Annotated in this window: 15 protein-coding genes and 1 riboswitch; of the genes, 3 read left to right on the top strand and 12 right to left on the bottom strand. The window is 31.4% G+C overall.

The window, feature by feature from the left end; genetic code table 11:
- On the top strand, positions 1-618 hold a 618-nt coding region (locus ACK2WN_RS10740; protein ID WP_416155563.1), incomplete at its 5' end, for an IS6 family transposase.
- A gap of 255 nt (positions 619-873) precedes the next feature.
- A riboswitch (Lysine riboswitch) is annotated at positions 874-1,042 on the bottom strand.
- Positions 1,043-1,164: 122 nt separating this feature from the next.
- Here ACK2WN_RS10740 and ACK2WN_RS10735 read toward each other — a convergent pair.
- From ACK2WN_RS10735 to ACK2WN_RS10720, 4 genes are all read right to left on the bottom strand, one after another.
- Positions 1,165-1,716: a CD3072 family TudS-related putative desulfidase gene (locus tag ACK2WN_RS10735; protein WP_300529439.1), complete on the bottom strand. Its 552-nt coding sequence runs from the start codon at positions 1,714-1,716 to the stop codon at positions 1,165-1,167.
- A gap of 157 nt (positions 1,717-1,873) precedes the next feature.
- Positions 1,874-2,431, bottom strand: a complete 558-nt coding sequence (locus ACK2WN_RS10730; RefSeq protein ID WP_178411365.1) for a CD3073 family putative ECF transporter S component — start codon at positions 2,429-2,431, stop codon at positions 1,874-1,876.
- 266 nt (positions 2,432-2,697) lie between these two features.
- Positions 2,698-4,437: a hypothetical protein gene (locus ACK2WN_RS10725; RefSeq protein ID WP_416155562.1), complete on the bottom strand. Its 1,740-nt coding sequence runs from the start codon at positions 4,435-4,437 to the stop codon at positions 2,698-2,700.
- A 134-nt stretch (positions 4,438-4,571) separates the two neighbouring features.
- Positions 4,572-5,240 carry a hypothetical protein gene (locus ACK2WN_RS10720; protein ID WP_416155561.1) on the bottom strand — a complete coding sequence of 223 codons (669 nt, stop codon included), beginning with the start codon at positions 5,238-5,240 and terminating at the stop codon, positions 4,572-4,574.
- A gap of 334 nt (positions 5,241-5,574) precedes the next feature.
- On the opposite strand from ACK2WN_RS10720, the gene ACK2WN_RS10715 reads away from it, so the two are divergent.
- Positions 5,575-7,239 (top strand): glutamine--tRNA ligase/YqeY domain fusion protein, encoded by a 1,665-nt coding sequence (locus tag ACK2WN_RS10715; protein WP_416155560.1) that lies wholly within the window; start codon positions 5,575-5,577, stop codon positions 7,237-7,239.
- A gap of 383 nt (positions 7,240-7,622) precedes the next feature.
- Here ACK2WN_RS10715 and ACK2WN_RS10710 read toward each other — a convergent pair whose 3' ends face one another.
- From ACK2WN_RS10710 to ACK2WN_RS10700, 3 genes are all read right to left on the bottom strand, one after another.
- Positions 7,623-8,237 (bottom strand): hypothetical protein, encoded by a 615-nt coding sequence (locus tag ACK2WN_RS10710; RefSeq protein ID WP_416155559.1) that lies wholly within the window; start codon positions 8,235-8,237, stop codon positions 7,623-7,625.
- 111 nt (positions 8,238-8,348) lie between these two features.
- Positions 8,349-10,019 (bottom strand): gamma-glutamyltransferase family protein, encoded by a 1,671-nt coding sequence (locus tag ACK2WN_RS10705; RefSeq protein WP_416155558.1) that lies wholly within the window; start codon positions 10,017-10,019, stop codon positions 8,349-8,351.
- A gap of 81 nt (positions 10,020-10,100) precedes the next feature.
- Positions 10,101-11,354, bottom strand: a complete 1,254-nt coding sequence (locus ACK2WN_RS10700) for a hypothetical protein (RefSeq protein ID WP_416155557.1) — start codon at positions 11,352-11,354, stop codon at positions 10,101-10,103.
- A gap of 310 nt (positions 11,355-11,664) precedes the next feature.
- Between ACK2WN_RS10700 and ACK2WN_RS10695 the strand changes: the two genes are divergently transcribed.
- Positions 11,665-12,840: an efflux RND transporter periplasmic adaptor subunit gene (locus ACK2WN_RS10695; protein WP_300529425.1), complete on the top strand. Its 1,176-nt coding sequence runs from the start codon at positions 11,665-11,667 to the stop codon at positions 12,838-12,840.
- A gap of 280 nt (positions 12,841-13,120) precedes the next feature.
- Here the strand turns inward: ACK2WN_RS10695 and ACK2WN_RS10690 are convergent, their stop codons facing one another.
- From ACK2WN_RS10690 to ACK2WN_RS10670, 5 genes are all read right to left on the bottom strand, one after another.
- On the bottom strand, positions 13,121-13,990 hold the full coding sequence (locus ACK2WN_RS10690; protein ID WP_300531664.1) for a DUF3298 domain-containing protein: 870 nt from the start codon (positions 13,988-13,990) through the stop codon (positions 13,121-13,123).
- A 3-nt stretch (positions 13,991-13,993) separates the two neighbouring features.
- Complete coding sequence (locus tag ACK2WN_RS10685) at positions 13,994-14,503, bottom strand: RNA polymerase sigma factor (RefSeq protein ID WP_416155556.1); 510 nt, start codon at positions 14,501-14,503, stop codon at positions 13,994-13,996.
- A 328-nt stretch (positions 14,504-14,831) separates the two neighbouring features.
- The gene (locus tag ACK2WN_RS10680) at positions 14,832-15,326 is read right to left on the bottom strand and encodes a GNAT family N-acetyltransferase (protein WP_416155555.1); all 495 of its coding nucleotides are present in this window, start codon (positions 15,324-15,326) and stop codon (positions 14,832-14,834) included.
- A 36-nt stretch (positions 15,327-15,362) separates the two neighbouring features.
- Positions 15,363-15,953, bottom strand: coding sequence for a pentapeptide repeat-containing protein (locus ACK2WN_RS10675; RefSeq protein WP_416155554.1), 591 nt, complete (start codon positions 15,951-15,953; stop codon positions 15,363-15,365).
- Between the two features lie 40 nt (positions 15,954-15,993).
- Positions 15,994-16,797, bottom strand: coding sequence for an EcsC family protein (locus ACK2WN_RS10670; RefSeq protein WP_416155553.1), 804 nt, complete (start codon positions 16,795-16,797; stop codon positions 15,994-15,996).
- Positions 16,798-16,931: the final 134 nt, after the last annotated feature.

Raw genomic sequence — 16,931 nt, 5'->3', positions numbered from 1 at the left:
TTATTTGATTACATGAATATCAAAGTATCTCATGTAACCATATCAAAATGGATTAAAACTTTTGATATATACTTTAAAACAATTGGTGATGAACTATCAAAAGATTTATATCTAGGTGATTCAGATGAATGGCACGCTGATGAAACTATCGTAAAAATTGCTGGTGAAAAATTTTATCTTTGGGTTTGTATAGATTCTGAAACAAGGTTTGTTCTATCCTGGAATCTAAACAAATCACGAGGTTCTGATTGTGCTTTTTCACTATTTAAAAAGGCTAGTGCCTTCGGCTCTCCTAAATCAATTGTTACAGATGGCTTAAAATCTTATGAAGAAGCTATTAAATACACCTTTTATGGTAGTGAACATATAGTCGTAGAAAATTTTAGTGACTATATTTCAAATAATGTAATAGAAGCCTTCAATGAAACTTTCAAAGCTTGGTATAACAACCTTAAAGGATTTAAAGAAGAGCTTAGTGCTAATAGTATTATCAGCAATTTCATATTTTATTACAATTTCATTAGAAAACATTCGTCTTTAAATAATCTAACACCAGCTGAAGTTTGTGGTATTAAATGTAGTCACCAAGAAAAAGTTAATTGGTTCATCAATCATTAGTTGAAAAGTTAACCTAAAAAATTTATAATTTTGTTAGGTTTATTTGTTGTGCAATTTTTTAAAATTTTTGAAATCAAGTTTAACCCATCGATTTATTTTTTGTTTCGAGAGTATTTTTTTCATATCAAGTTAACAAAACCAATAATAAAAACCTTTTGCAAATTTCTATAATTTTGCCAAATATATCGCCCTTTACTTTATTTCTAATAAAAAAACGGTCCAAAGGAAACTTTGAACCGCTGTATTCATACAAAGTAACCTTGTAGCTCAACACTTATTAAAGCGACAGTCCTGCATATGTTATATACAGGCCCAGAAAGAATTACCGCCATATATTCTCTCTTCGGCTATATCCCCTTTCTCTAAATTCAACGTCTGCCAACTCCTCTAGATACTATTGAACAATAGCGCCTCTACCTTGGTTTATTATTCTGTTTTTTTGATAAGTATATTAAAACATATTATTTCCAATATTGCAACTTTTTTTCTGAAAATTTTAAAATTTATGTAAAAAATATTTATTACACCTTATTTTTTATTATTTTTTTATTTGATAGCGTTTTCTATTCTTTCACAGATTTTATCCGCTGTTTCTGTCTGGAATCCGAACATTTCTAATTCTATTCCATTTTCAGAAAGTATTTTTGAAATTTCGTCCATAAGTACTCCCATTTCTCCTACATATTTTATACTGTCTATTGTCTGTCTAAGATTTGGATTACTTCCTATTTCTCCTCTCCAATCTCCAACACAAGTAAGGTCTACTCCACAAGATGGACTTCCATCTATACCTAATATTCCTATTATATTGTAGCCGTTGTTTATATATTCCTGTAGCTGCTGTAAGTATATTTCAAATTCGCATCTACATACGTTTCTAAAATGAGGTGTGTCAAACTGGTCTTTAACGTGTCCCCATCTCTTTGTTCCATACATTATAAGCTCTGGACATGGTAGCTGAATTATCCCAATTCCATTTTCTATAATTGTTTTCATTACCTTTCTTCTTGCTTCTTCTCTTCCTTCTTCCTCTCCAAAACTTTCTACCTTAGAAAAAGTATTTAACATACAATGAGATACAAGTATAATATCCTTCATAATTTATTACCTCCAAAAAATTTTAATTTTTAAATTTCTACATAATTAGATTTTACAACAAAAAAGAGCCTTCTCAAAACGTTTTTTAACGTATATAAGATGACTCTTTTTTAGCTTGCAAAGATTTATTTAGGATTTTATAAACTCCTCGCCAGCTTTAGTTTTCCTGTGATTTAAACTGAGCAAGGAAATTCTTAGGCATTTTAGATATAAATAATACAACTAATAAACAAGATAATGGTTTATCAACTATATTACTTAATATTCTTGGTATAAATGCTGCTGTGAATATCTGCTGTCCAGCCTGTAAAAGTGCTCCAACTAATAAGTCAGCTCCACTTCCGCTAAGTCCACCGAACATATAAACTGATATAGGTGTTCCTATCATAGGACAAACTACAGCAAGTATGATACCTGTTATGATAGCTTTTTTGTAACCAAAGTTTCCTTTTTTAGCCATGAACCCTACTATAAGACCAGTAGCTATGTTAACTATTGCGAATGGTATGTTTGTAGGATCTGATATAACACCTAGTACAAGGTTACTACATCCACCTATTAAAGCACCCCATAATGGTCCAAGTACAACTGCACCAAGTATAGTACCTATAGTATCAAGGAATAGAAGTGGTATCTGTATCATACCCATAACAGTTCCTAATACAAGGTTTACAACAACACACATAGCACTAAATGTCAATTTTTTAGTATTCATAAAAAAATACCCCCCTTATTTTATTATGCTACAATATATAGATTATTATAATTAACACAAAAAATAAAATAGATTATATCTATACATTTTGATTATTAATATAAATATAATCTATACCCTGATTTTATTTATAAACTAAACTATTTTTATAATTTCGCTTTAAATCTATATAATTTTATTTTTAGATATAAAGTTTTTAATTTTTCATAATAAAAAAATACTGCTATAAAACATATTAAAATGTTCTTATAGCAGTATCCTATTTACTATTGCTCTTTTGTTTCTACTTTATTCGAAGTTTCTTTATCTGTAGTTTCTTTTTTATCAGTTTTGTTTTCTTCTGATTTTTTATCTTCTGGCTTAGCTTCTTCTTTCTGTTCAACAGGCTTACCTATGTTATAATTATCAAACTCATCTATTTCTATAACATCTTTTTCATCTTTAGAGAATGTAATTTTTATTTTATCCCCTTCTTTAGTAAGAGGTAATTCTTTAGAGATTTTAGAAGTTGCGTAGAATATATTTCCTTCATCTGTGTCTAAAGTCAGATAGTATACTGTGTTGCCGTTTTTAGTATCGGCAGCAATTCTCTTAACAGTTCCTTCTAGCTCTTTATCAAATTCATCAGATTCGTCTATTTCTAAGCTGCTTCCACCAGATTCTAATGCGTCTTTGTAGTTCTTCATTGCCTCAGCCTTATCCCGTCCTACTCCAACTATGTTGTAGTCCTCAACAGATACAAATACCACTCTCTTAACAAGTCCTGCCTTGTCTTTTAGTGATGATACATAAGTAGGCTGTCCTAGTATGTTGTACATAACTGGGAATGTTGCTTCATAGTTCTTTTCCTGAACACTACCTTCTGCAGATTTCATTGCAGCCATTTCTGTTGCACCTGGCTGTTTATAAAGTTTTGCTTCTTTAGTTCTTGAGTCGACAAGCATAAATCCTATAGTAGATTCATCTCCACCTGCTGAAGTTATTCCTGTGTACCAGTATGATCTGTCGTCGTCACCGTACACTAAAGATGTTCCCTCAGTAGCTTTTAATACACCTTTTTCAGATATTACTGAGTTTATAAATCCATTTACATAAACTCCCCAGCTATTTATCTGGTCTATTACAAAGTCTTCTGGCTGAATTCTGTCAACCCATTCTGGAGTATCTTTTATAGAGTAGAATTTAGTTTCTCCTGTTTTTGCATCGACTATAGCAGTTCCGTTGACGTTAGCTCCTCCAAATCCTACTTTATGTTCATAAAGAGAAACTACCCAGAATGGTTTACCATTGTCGTCTATTTCTAATGTGTAGTCTGCCATACCTCTACCCATTCCACCATTTATATATACGTGTCTGTGTAAATCCTGAAGTATGTACGCATCTGGCTGGTACACTATTTTTACGTCCTCTCCGTTTGCTTTCTGAACAAGCTTAACATCCTGAGGATCATTTGCAGATACCATTACGTATCCATTTGTACCACTCATATTTGTTACCCATTTTATGAAATCTCTATGAACTAGAGGTGCTACCCAGTAAAGTTTTTCTCCAACTTTCTGTATGTGGAATTCACCTAGTTTAGATACACTCCCTATAGCTGGTACCTCACCTAATTTTTTATCTCCTAGCTTCATAGCCATCTCTTCATCGACTATTCTTATCTCATTTACATTTACAGGGCTGACATCCTTTGTAAATTCACTTTCTTTAACAGTACCAAGTAAGTTTCTGTATGCCTTAGCTCTTATAATTGGTGTAGATGCTAAAGTCGGTAAAACAACTGCAATTGCTAAAATACCTATAGCTATTTTAAAATTCGTTTTGTTTGTAATAGTAAATCTCTGTTCTTCTCTGTCAAATACCATATTAAGTATTCCAGCAATTACAAAGAACATCGCAAGCACATAGTATAAAGACGTAAAATCTACTCTAAGCACTGGCAATTTTACAAACGCATACACCGCAGTTATTATAAATGAAATAGCGTATGACTTAAAATTCTTCATTTTATCTCCTTTCAATCCTCTTTCTTTTTAATTTTATTTTGAATCCTTAGAAAAGATTATATCATATAAAAAAACGGTTTGAGTAGTTATTTTACTATTCAAACCGTTTTTTATTAATTCTTTAGATTTTTATACTATGCTGCTGGTTTTAAAGAGTTTCCATATTGAACTAATATGTCATAAGCATACTGCATTGCATCCTTTAAAGTAATCCGCATATCAGCTTTTATTTCGTTGTTTTCAATCTTTATTCCTGTAAGATTTATAGGTTTTAATGTTTCTGAAGGGATTATTATTGATCTATCTCTTATTTCAAATGGAATTTCACTTTGCTGTGAAGCCATTATCTTTCCAAGTAGACCACCATGAATATTTATTTTACCAACCTTAACATTGTCCACATTGACAACTAATGCTCCGTCTTCTACAGATGGCACTACACTTACTGTAGCTTTAGTTTTAATAAACTCTATCTCAATAGGAACAGTTACCATCAATTTATTATCTTCTATTTTTATATCGTTAGACATCATATCGTCTTCGTAATTTTTCATAAATGTATAGACAATGTTGCTTATGTCCTCTGCTGTTAAATTTATGCTTCCTTCAAAGCTCTGGCTATCTTTGTTGAATTTAAGGCTTTGAAGTATTCCCATCTTTATAATATCTTCTTTAGTTATTTCTCTGTTTCCTGTAGTATCCCATTGCATTCCCCCTTCTGGCTGCAATGCGTAGAAAAGCCCTCCAAGTGCTAAGACTACCACTACAAGAAGTCCAACCAAAATTTTTAAAAACTTCTTCATAAAAATCACTCTCTCTTTATTAGTTTTACTCAATTCGTTTTTATGTATTAATTTCTTTTTTTCATTATACATCTTTTTTTTATTTATTTCTAATTTTTATTACATATAATTGATACCCTAAACGTTTTCTTCTTACACAAAAGATATTTTTAATTCTAATTTTTGACAAATAGTTTCAAAAAATATCATAAATTCTTCTTATCCTCTTTATTTTTTTCATATATTAGATTAAAATTAATGTATATTATAAATAAAATTAAACTGGATTTTTCTATTCTATTGAGCGATTTTAATAAATAGAAATTCAAAATATATGCTTTGGAGGAATAATAATATGGCAAATGAAACAGTATCATCTAACTTTATAAAAAATATAATCATTGATGATTTAGAAACAGGAAAACATAAAAGTATAGTTACTCGTTTCCCACCAGAACCAAACGGATACTTACACATAGGACATGCAAAAAGTATATGCCTAAACTTTGGTCTTGCTAAAGAATTCGGTGGTAAAGTTAATATGAGATTTGACGATACTAACCCTACAAAAGAAGATGTAGAATACGTAGACTCAATAAAAAATGACGTAAACTGGTTAGGATTTAACTGGGACAATTTATTCTTCGCTTCTGATTACTTTGATGAAATGTACAACAGAGCGGTTTTATTAATCAAAAAAGGTAAAGCATTTGTATGTGATTTAAACGCTGATCAGATAAGAGAATACAGAGGAACACTTACTGAACCAGGTAAAGAAAGTCCATACAGAAATAGATCTGTAGAAGAAAACTTAGATTTATTTGAAAGAATGAAAAACGGTGAATTTGCTGATGGAGAAAAAGTTCTTAGAGCTAAAATAGACATGGCTAGCCCTAACATCAACTTCAGAGACCCTGTTATATACAGAATAGCTCATGCAACTCACCACAACACAGGAGATAAATGGTGTATATACCCAATGTACTCATTTGCTCACCCACTAGAAGATGCTATAGAAGGAATAACTCACTCTATATGTACTCTAGAATTTGAAGAACAGAGACCTCTTTATGACTGGGTTGTTAGAGAATGTGAAATGGAAAGCGTACCAAGACAGATAGAGTTCGCTAGATTAAACATGACTAATACAGTAATGAGTAAGAGAAAATTAAAATTACTTGTTGATAACAATGTAGTTGATGGTTGGGACGACCCAAGAATACCAACAATATCTGGACTTAGAAGAAGAGGATATACTCCAGAATCTATAAGAAACTTCTGTGCTGAAATAGGTGTTGCTAAAGCAGACTCTACTGTAGACAGCCAGCTATTAGACTTCTTCTTAAGAGAAGATTTACAGCCAAAAGCACCTCTTGCAATGGCAGTTTTAAGACCTGTTAAATTAGTTATAGACAACTATCCAGAAGATCAGGTAGAAGTTCTTGAAGTTGAAAACCACGCTAAAGACGAAACAAAAGGTAAGAGAAAAGTTACATTCTCTAAAGAATTATACATAGAACAGGAAGATTTCATGGAAGAACCTGTTAAAAAATACTTCAGATTATTCCCAGGAAATGAAGTTAGACTTAAAGGTGCATATTTTGTAAAATGTACTGGATGTGTTAAAGACGAAAACGGAAATGTTGTAGAAGTTCACTGTACTTATGACCCAGAAACAAAAGGTGGAGAAAGCAACGATGGACGTAAAGTTAAATCTACTATACATTGGGTAGACAGCAAAACAGCAGTTCCAGCAGAATTTAGATTATTTGAACCATTAATACTTGATGATATAGAAGAAAACAAAGGAAAAGACTTCTTAGATCAGATAAACCCTAATTCTCTTGAAGTATTAGAAGGATTCGTTGAAGAAACTCAGTTAAAAGGAGCTCAGCCTCTTGATAAATTCCAGTTCTTCAGAAATGGATTCTTTAGTGTAGACACAAAATACACAACTGAATCAAAAATGGTATTTAATAGAATAGTACCATTAAAGAGTAAATTCAAATTAAATAAATAATATTATGTATATATAAAGATGGCGCAGGATTTTCTGTTGTCATCTTTTTTAATGCTCGAAATTAATATCCAATCTCCTCTCCAGGCTTCAGCGCCCCACACCGTTAGAGTAACACATTTAGCAGATGTGGGGCGCTTGCAGAATTGTCGAGTTCGATTTGGATATTATTTTCATCGCAAAAGATGTCAAACAAAAAACACCTTGCGCCATCTATACTATATACTACAAAAACTATTTATTTAATTTTGAATTTACACCTTTAATGGTTACTACACAAGAACAGTTGGATAGTTGGTTAGAACTTTTTACCCTCTCTTCTCATAATGCAACTTGTAAAAGTATTTAAATGTGTATATAAAAACTACAACCCCTTTTATATACCCCTATTTAAATACTTTTTTGCAAGTAAATTTTTCCATGGTTTTTACTAGGTCATTGAAGTAAGGTACTTCTATATTCGATTCTACATGTAATATTGTGTCACCTTTTAGTGGTTCTCCACCTTTTTCTGTTAGTTTCCCTTCTTCTCCGTATAGATACTCGTTGAATCTTCTTATTTTGCTTCCAGTTTCTTTCATTTCAAGTATCCAATTTACGTCAGTTCTTTTTACTTCATGAGTTGCTGCATATTCGTTTATGTTTCTCCAACTCATTACATAGCATTTTAGAACGTTGTTTAAAAATCTTCTATATTTTAAGCTTCTTATTTTATCTTCAGAAATTTGCTCCATATTGTCAAATGAAGGTCCTTCAAATTCTTTGATCCAAGCACCAACCATATTTTTTTCCATGACTATTTTTCTGCATAGACCATCTTTTTCTACAGCTAGGCTAACTTCTTTTATGGCATTGTACATAAATCCGTATATTTTACCAAATTCGCAGCCACAACCTTCACATCTATATGGATTGTCAATTTCTTCGTTGACCTTTCCTTCTCTTACTATTTCTACTATTTTATCGCTAGTCCCACACAGTGGGCATATTTTTTCTTCCATTTTTTCCCTCCACATATACAAAATATCAAATTATATTTTACAATACAATTTAATATATAACAACAATTAAGCAAATTGTTTTCATATTTAACATCAATCACTATAAAGTTTTTAATAAACGGCAACGTGTCCGTCGCATCTTTTTTCTGTTCCACAGATATATCCACCTTTTTCGTTCTTTAGAATTATCTGCCCTCTGCCCATGTTTATTTTATCAGACACAACCTTAACATCGTGTCCTTTTTCTTTAAGACCTTCTGCTATTCCAGCTTTCATATCGTCCTCAACTTCTATCTTCATTCCATCAATCCACTGCCATCTCGGTGCATCAAGCGCTTCTTGAGGGTTCATTGCAAAATCAATTAAATTTGTAACTGCTTGGAACTGTCCCTGAGGTTGCATAAATGCTCCCATTACACCAAATGCTCCAACAGCTTCACCGTCTTGTTTGATAAATCCTGGAATAATTGTATGGTATGGCTTTTTAAATGGCTCGACAATATTATCGTGATTTTCATCTAAGCTAAAGTTGTTTCCTCTGTTGTGAAGCGCTATTCCTGTTCCTGGAATTACAACACCTGAGCCAAAGTTCATATAGTTGCTCTGTATGTGAGATACCATATTTCCATCTTTGTCAGCTGTGCACATATACACCGTACCACCACAGAATGGCTCTCCAGCTTCTGGAAATACTGCCTTTTCACCTATTAGTTCGCTTCTCCTTTTAGCGTATTCTTGATTTAACATCGCATCTACAGAAACAGTCATTTTCTTAGGATCTGTTACATACTTCTTAGAGTCTGCAAAAGCTAACTTCATACATTCAATCATCTTGTGTATGTTATCCACAGTTTCTTTTTCTTCATCTAATTCTAATTCTTTTAATATATTTAACGCAATTAGCACAGTTATTCCATGTCCATTTGGAGGAATTTCACAAATATCGTATCCTTTGTAGTTTGTACTTATTGGCTCAACCCATTGAGGATAGTATTTTTCTAGGTCTGATTTTCTTATCATTCCACCAAATTTTCTACTGTGTTCATCTATTAATTCAGCAATTCTACCTCTGTAGAAGCTTTCTGCTCCAGTATTTGCAATTTCTTCAAGAGTTTTTGCTTGTTCCTCACATTTAAAGATATCTCCTGCTTGTGGAACTTTTCCATCTATTGTAAATGTATCAAACCATTCTTTCAAAAGCTCTTTGTCTACAAGCTCAGCCTCTACATCCTTCTTAACTCTATCTTTAGGAAGTTTTTCAAGCTCTTTTAAATAATTTGAATAATCTTCAAAAGACTCCTCCCAAAGTTTTGCAACATTAGGATAAACTATATAACCTTCTCTTGCGTAATCTATAGCAGGTTTTAAACATTCATATAATGACAACTTGCCAAATTTTTTATTCAACTCTGCCCATGCAGCAGGAATTCCTGGAACTGTAATTGCTCCAAATCCATGTCTTGGCATTTTTTCAAGTCCTTTATATGCTTCTTTTGTCATAAGCTCTGGTGCAAATCCACTAGAATTTAGTCCGTATAATTTCTTTTCAGACTCTATCCAAACTAGTGAATATGCATCTCCACCAATTCCATTGCTTGTAGGCTCAGTAACTGCAAGTGCTGCAGCAGTTGCAACAGCAGCATCTACTGCATTTCCACCTTTTCTTAGTATATCTAATCCTGCCTGGGCTGCCTGTGGGTTTGATGTAGCCACTGCTCCACTCTTTGCATACATAACATTTCTTTCTGATTTGTATTTATTTGACAAAACATTAAAATTCATACTCTACCCCTCACTTCTCAATTTAACTTTCTTACATTTATAATTGTACTTCTTCACCTTTATAACTTTACTTTTTATCAATTATCTATGTATTTTATAATACTCACATCCAAAAATGCTTTTCCTATTACATTTTACCACTGTTTCTGGTAGATTTTCTAGACTATTGTATATCGCCGCAGAAATAGATGCATTTTCTTTTTTACCGTCTATCACTACATCAGCATAGTAGCGTCTAAGTCCCTTTGCTGATCTGCTAGTATCTTTTTCAAGTGCAATTACAGTTTCGTGATTTTCTGGTGTAAATGTAAGTGCATTGTTTAAATGATCAGTAGTACAAACTATTATCAAAAGCATTGCCATAGCAACAGTCACCATCTTACTAGTCTTTTCTCTTATTCCACGCTTTTTAAGCATTATCATATAAATTGAAAACAGTATTAAAAAGTAAATCACTCCAAATTTAATTTCACTATGATTTACATAATTTAATTTAGGTAAATTATATAGCATAAATAAGGCTATAATGGCAGATGCGTATGGAATCTCGTAGTGGAACTCTCTCCCATCTTTTGTCTTAGTTGGTAATTCAACGACCATTTTAGGATATAGGTATATATAAAGTCCCCAAATGAATAGAAGTTCTGCAGACCAAACAATACTTCTTATACGAGTTCCTAAGAATAAAGCTACTATAGAAATAACCCACATCGCTATATTTAGCTTTCTTATCATTTCTTTTTCTTTATTTATCTGAGCTAGTCTATCCTTTCTCTTTATGTGTTTTATCTCATCTTCTCTATTTTTCTCAATTTTATTTCTTGTATTTAAAATCCAATTATCTATCTTTCCATTTTCTTTTTCCTTTATCTCAACGCCATTGCCCTTAAAAGCAATTATCGCTTCTTCAATTCCCTCGTATCCGTTATTAAATGAAGCTATTTTCTTTCCTTCTTTAGAGAAAATTGTATAATTTTCGTCGTTTAGCTTATCTAGCTGCACAAAATCTATCTCATTATATATGTAAGTTTTCTTTTTCCCAAATGTAGGAATATACTCAACTCCCTCATTAGTTAAAATTATTTTTCTTCTATAGTATTTTATAATTCCGTAGATAAGCACTATTGTAATGATGATTTCCATGACTGTACAAGTAAGCAACATCACTCCATCGTTCTTTGAAATAGCTAGATTATTTGCAATCATAGCAAATATAGCATTAAAAACAAGCCCAATAAAAAATATATATAAATTGACTTTCTTCGTTTTTATAACTGCTCTTGAAAAAGAACTTTTTTGCAAGTTATCTTTTGTATTTTTGTTTTTCTTAGCCATAAAAATCACCTCTTTTTATTTTTTTATTGAAAATTGTATAATTTCTACTCAAATTACATATAATATAAATAGAATGAAATATCAAACACAATTTTCTGATAATTCTTTAATATTATTATCTCATTATATTTAATATTTAACAATAATTTTTAGGTTGAAGTGTCATTATTATTTTACTTGTAAAATTTAAAAACTATAAAATTAAATCTATAATTTGATAAATACCTTTGACTTATACATACTAGTTTCATTATAATAGTATTATGGTTTTTAATTATATTTTGATTGTATTGTATGAAAGGAGGAAACTATGGCAAAAATTAAAGGTTTCTTTGGAAAAATTAAAAATGCTATTATATCCGGATTTAAAGGATTTGGAAATTTCATAAAGACTCATAAAAAAGGAACGGCTGTTGTGGTTGTAATACTACTTGCTGCAGGATTTATGGTTGGAACTGACTACGTAAGAAGAACTAAGGAAGAACAGAAGATTCGGGAAAAATACGAAATTTATAAAATACCAGCTTATGAAAATATAGACATAAACGGTATGGTTACTCCTAGAGAGTCAAAACAGTATGCTAACCCAGAAAACAACTCTTTAAGCGATATAAGTGTTGAAAATGGTCAGGAAGTAAACGATGGAGATTTACTTTTCACTACTAAAGACAACTCTGTTATAGAACAGATAAATGTTTTAAAATCTCAGTTAACTAGTTTAAACTCTCAGAAATCTCGTTTAAGTAAAAACAATAAAGACAATGTAAATAATGATGCTATTGCTTCTATAAATGCTCAGATTTCTTCAGTAGAAGCTCAGATATCAGCATTAAACAGTAGTGCATACGTTAAAAATACTGCTCCATTTGCTGGAAAAGTGTATATAAACGACCAGAACTCTACTGATATGAACACTTCTTTTATATCTCTTGTAAGTAACGAATTCTTTATGAAAGGATATGTTAGCGAAGACGATTTAGAAAAAGTTCAGATAGACCAGACTGTAAGTATAAAGGTAAATTCTTCTGATAAGAAAATGACTGGTAGAATAAGCTATGTTTCAGATAGACCAACAACTACTAAAACAAAAGAAATGAAAGATAACTTATCTTACTATGAAGTAGATATATCTTTTGAAGATCAGGAAGGTCTAGTAAATGGATTCCACGTAGATGCTGACCTTGAAATAGTATCTAATGAATACAAGGTTCCTACAACTGCTGTATTAAAGAGCGGTGATTCAGCTTATGTAATGAAAGATCTTGATGGAATACTTAAAAAACAGGAAGTTACTATTGTTAAGACAGGAAAAAATGTAACTAAGATAGTTACAAATCTTGAACCAGGAGATAAAATATTAAAACATCCAGATAAATCTATGAAAGAAGGAGATGCAATACCTTCTGCTGGACTTGTTGACAAATCTCCAAAAATAGATGCAGAAGAATTAAAAATACCTGATGTCAACGGACAAATAGAGGAATAAGTAAATAAAACAGGACAAGAGTATAACTACTCTTTGCTCCAGGCTTCAACGCCCCACACTGTTAGAGTAACACATTTAGCAGTTGTGGGGCGTTTGCAGTATTGTCGCTTTTGAGTAGTTATAGCTCTTGTCCTCAGTTTGTTTACTTTATTCCAAGTGAATTTCATAAAATAGTATAAAAATAGCTACTTACAAGTTTTTTGTTAGTAGCTATTTTTTATTAGTTGTGAGTTTTTTGTTGTGTTTGTTGGGTAATTTTGTTGTTTATCTATTTATCAAACTATTTCATTAGTTTTGATACTACGTTTGATGGTATTACGAATTCTACTAGTCCTGCTGAGCCTGGAGCTACTTCATATTCGTCGAAGCATATAACTAGTTCACCTTTGTCATTTATGTAGAATGGCTGATCTTTTTTGATTTTGAATGTATTGTCTACAAAGTATACGTCATTTGAGTCTTTTTTAGTTCTTTCTTTCATCTGTGATAGTATATTTTTACTTAATACGTCTACATAATCGTTGTTTCCAAACATTCCTTCAAGTGTAAGAATTGTTTTGTCTTTTTTATCTATGTTGTATATTTTTCTGCTTGTTGCTGCTGAAGCTTCTGTTTCTGTGTTGTATATTGCAACTGAAAGTGTTTTAGCATTTTCTGCTACAGTTTCTGACCACATTTCTGCAGATTTGTGAGTTGTTTTTCCTTCTTTTTCAAGTTTTGCAACTTCTGCTTCGTATTTTTTATAAGCTTCTTTACCTTCTTTTTCGAATTCTTTGTTTAGTTTATATTCTAAATCTTTACTATCTGAGCTTATTTCTGGTAAAGATATTGAAACATCCATACCATCTTTGTCTATTCTATAATTATTAAAATCTACTATTTTTATTATATTACCTATAACAGGTATATTTTCTAAACTCTTTGCAAATGTTGAACTCGCATTTACTGATACTATTATTAAACCTATTGCAGCTGCTGATGCATACCATTTTTTCATATTTTTCATATTTCTTCTCCAATCTTTTTTGTTATTTTCTATTTCTTTATTTGCACTTTCTTTAAATGCGTCATTTATTACATCGTCTAATTCTTTTGGAATTTCAACGTTGTTATAGTTTTCTTTTAGTTTATCTATTTTATCATTTTTCATAATCTACACCTCTTCCGACTTAGTTAATTCTATTTTTAGTTTTGACAAACCACTGTACAACCTTGTCTTTATAGTGCTTTCGTTTTCTCCTAGCACCTCTGTAATTTCGGAAATCTTCATGTCTTCAAAATATCTAAGTATTATCACCCTCTTATATTTTTCAGGCAAAAGCTGCATTGCTCGTTGAAGGTCGAAATTCTCGTATTCATCAAATCCTACCATGCTGTCATTCTGTATCTCATCAGTCATTTCTGTGTATTTATTATTTTTTCTCATATAATCTATAGCACAATTTGATATGATTTGATAAATCCAAGGCTTTATTTTGTCTTCACTTTTTAGCGATTTTTTATTCGCAAGTGCTTTACAAATAGCATCGTGAACAATGTCTAAGGCATCATTTTGATTTCTAGTATAACTGTAGGCAAATCTGTATAAGCTATCTTTGTTGTCGACGATGTATTGCTTAATGAGCTTTTCCTTCTTTTTATCTAATAAGTTATATATTTTCATCTTCTTATTTCCTCCTTCGTATATAAGACGATTTATCCATGTTAAAAAGTTTGATTTTTTTTGAAAAAATTTTATAAATTTATTTTTATATTCTTTTACATATTGAATCTGTAGTTTTTTAGAATCTTAATATCTGTTTGTATCGTCTTATATCTGAACTACTCTGCTATTATATATCCTCAATCCTTTCTTAAAAACAAATTCTGCTAATCTGTATCTTATCTGTAATTTTAATAGAAATATTTTTGATCTTTGTATCTTTTTTGTAACTAAAAAAGACCGATTGAAATTTTATATTTCAATCAGCCTTTTAACCTAATTCTTTAATTTATAATACCTTGCTCATAAAGTATCTCGTATGCCCCTTAGGACAGTCTTCCAATTCCCCAAACACACTATATCCATGAGCTAAGTAGAAATCTTTAGCCTGAAAATCAAATGTATCCAGATGAATTAAGTGAGATCCATTTTCTTTGGCAACTCTTTCTACTTCTTCAAGCAGTAATGTGCCAAGACCTTCACCTCTCATAGACTCATCTATCCAAAATGTGTCTATGTAGATACACTTCCAACAGTACATTTTTACAATTATCCCAGCTAAAATCTTTCCGTCTTCAGATAGAACTTTTCTGCTCAAGTCGATAAAATTCTCCTCTTGAGTAGCTGGAACTTGAGATAGATTATAATCTACCAATTTATCCACAAGAAATGCCTTGTCTGAACCATTGCACCCCGAAACAGTGTAGTTATTTTCCTTAGTAAATCTCTTTAAATCCATTTCTCCATCTTTTAATTTTGATTTAGATGTAGCCTTAATCCTCATAACAACCACTCCATTCCCAAATAAAGTAATTTATTTTTAATAAATTTTAATATCCAAAGAGTCCAATAGACTCATTGCTTCAGGGAACGAAAATTTTGCTCCCTTTATTTTACAATTTGTAATATCTACTAAATATCCTTTAGCTTCTCTAAAATCAGCATTTCTAATATCACAAATATTAAATCTCGTCTGAGTTAAGTCGCATCCCTTAAACTTGCACTCCTTTAAACAAGACTCATCAAACACAGAATCATGAATAATATTTCCTCCAAAATCAAACTTTTTGATATCCATTTTTATAAATGAAGAATATTTTAAATAACATTCTTTTAACTTTGAAAACGGGTTTGAATATCCCCTCTCAACAGTGATATCCTTCCAGTTAATTCCTATCAAGTTGCATTTTTCAAACTCGCAATCCTTAAAAACAGTCAATTCAAACTTGTTTCCAGCGATGTTACAGTTTGTAAATTTACAGTCTTTAAACAGGCAATTATGTATTAAACTCTCAGAAATAGAGCAGTTTTCAAAATTACAGTCGATAAATTTAATATTTTCTATTTCCTCCGACTCAATCTCAAAATTACCTAATTCCTCATATTCATACTCATCTCTATTAAATATCATAATCCTCTTACTTACTACCTTTCATTCAAAATACTTAATCCTAAAGAACTTTTCCTTTAGAAATTAAGAATCTTCTTCTATATTTTAACTCTGCATAATCGACAATTTTCTTTAAATACACAGTGTTTGTAAGTCCACCAGCTATCCCTATTACAGGAATTCCCTGAACAAATTTCATATAAAGCATTTCCTTTGACACAGAGTTTGCAGCTGCTGCAATCTGATAATCTATGTCCTCTTTTTCGACAACAAATTCGTATTTATCCACCTCATCAATAAATCTATTTAACTCTTCATTCTGCTTTTCAAATTTATCCGATTCTTGCATTGAAACTTCGATAATTTTTAGAATAAAGAACTTCTCAAAATCGCTCTCGTATTCAAAGCCATAGCTCATAGCTACCTCATATATACTTTTTAAAATAACTCCTGTAAATACTGGAATATCTGGAATTCCTACTCCTAAAGCTCCCATTCCAGCACCTTCAAGTCCAGAAATTAATATGTTCTTGTTTTTTCCAGCAGATGCAGCCTTTGAAAATGATTTAAGCGACCTTCTATTTCCTGTTTCTGCATGCCATCTTTCCCTATTTTCATACTCAAAATCGTACTTTTCCTTGTCGTAAGTTTTCTCTATTATTCCCGATCCCTTGCTAAAAACTATCTCAAATGCCTTTCTAAACGCTGCATTTAATGTTGATTGCAGTTTTTTAGGAACTTTATCCTCAAGCAGTTTGTTTATTTGCGATTCTTTTTTATTCTCTCTTTTTCTGAGCATCTTATCTTCTTGTTTAAGAAGTAGCTCCCATTCCTTGTCCTTAGGACTTTTCTTCTGAAAAATCATCTCAAACACCCCGATTCAAAATATACGCTCTGTTAACTTATTTAGTATTGAATCTCGACCCCGGTAGGGTTTACAATGATTTCACCCAAAAACACATTCCCCCTACGGAAAGGAGTCGAGAAAATTGAAACCTT

Origin of the sequence: Peptacetobacter sp. AB800 (assembly GCF_047807365.1) — a bacterium.
Lineage (GTDB): Bacteria > Bacillota > Clostridia > Peptostreptococcales > Peptostreptococcaceae > Peptacetobacter.
This window is presented reverse-complemented; position numbering and strand designations above follow the sequence as displayed.

What these genes read in the sequence shown, in the direction of transcription:
- ACK2WN_RS10735 (WP_300529439.1), bottom strand. Translation starts at nt 1,716, where the DNA reads ATGAAGGATATTATACTTGTATCTCATTGTATGTTAAATACTTTTTCT.
- ACK2WN_RS10730 (WP_178411365.1), bottom strand. Translation starts at nt 2,431, where the DNA reads ATGAATACTAAAAAATTGACATTTAGTGCTATGTGTGTTGTTGTAAAC.
- ACK2WN_RS10725 (WP_416155562.1), bottom strand. Translation starts at nt 4,437, where the DNA reads ATGAAGAATTTTAAGTCATACGCTATTTCATTTATAATAACTGCGGTG.
- ACK2WN_RS10720 (WP_416155561.1), bottom strand. Translation starts at nt 5,240, where the DNA reads ATGAAGAAGTTTTTAAAAATTTTGGTTGGACTTCTTGTAGTGGTAGTC.
- ACK2WN_RS10715 (WP_416155560.1), top strand. Translation starts at nt 5,575, where the DNA reads ATGGCAAATGAAACAGTATCATCTAACTTTATAAAAAATATAATCATT.
- ACK2WN_RS10710 (WP_416155559.1), bottom strand. Translation starts at nt 8,237, where the DNA reads ATGGAAGAAAAAATATGCCCACTGTGTGGGACTAGCGATAAAATAGTA.
- ACK2WN_RS10705 (WP_416155558.1), bottom strand. Translation starts at nt 10,019, where the DNA reads ATGAATTTTAATGTTTTGTCAAATAAATACAAATCAGAAAGAAATGTT.
- ACK2WN_RS10700 (WP_416155557.1), bottom strand. Translation starts at nt 11,354, where the DNA reads ATGGCTAAGAAAAACAAAAATACAAAAGATAACTTGCAAAAAAGTTCT.
- ACK2WN_RS10695 (WP_300529425.1), top strand. Translation starts at nt 11,665, where the DNA reads ATGGCAAAAATTAAAGGTTTCTTTGGAAAAATTAAAAATGCTATTATA.
- ACK2WN_RS10690 (WP_300531664.1), bottom strand. Translation starts at nt 13,990, where the DNA reads ATGAAAAATGATAAAATAGATAAACTAAAAGAAAACTATAACAACGTT.
- ACK2WN_RS10685 (WP_416155556.1), bottom strand. Translation starts at nt 14,503, where the DNA reads ATGAAAATATATAACTTATTAGATAAAAAGAAGGAAAAGCTCATTAAG.
- ACK2WN_RS10680 (WP_416155555.1), bottom strand. Translation starts at nt 15,326, where the DNA reads ATGAGGATTAAGGCTACATCTAAATCAAAATTAAAAGATGGAGAAATG.
- ACK2WN_RS10675 (WP_416155554.1), bottom strand. Translation starts at nt 15,953, where the DNA reads ATGATATTTAATAGAGATGAGTATGAATATGAGGAATTAGGTAATTTT.
- ACK2WN_RS10670 (WP_416155553.1), bottom strand. Translation starts at nt 16,797, where the DNA reads ATGATTTTTCAGAAGAAAAGTCCTAAGGACAAGGAATGGGAGCTACTT.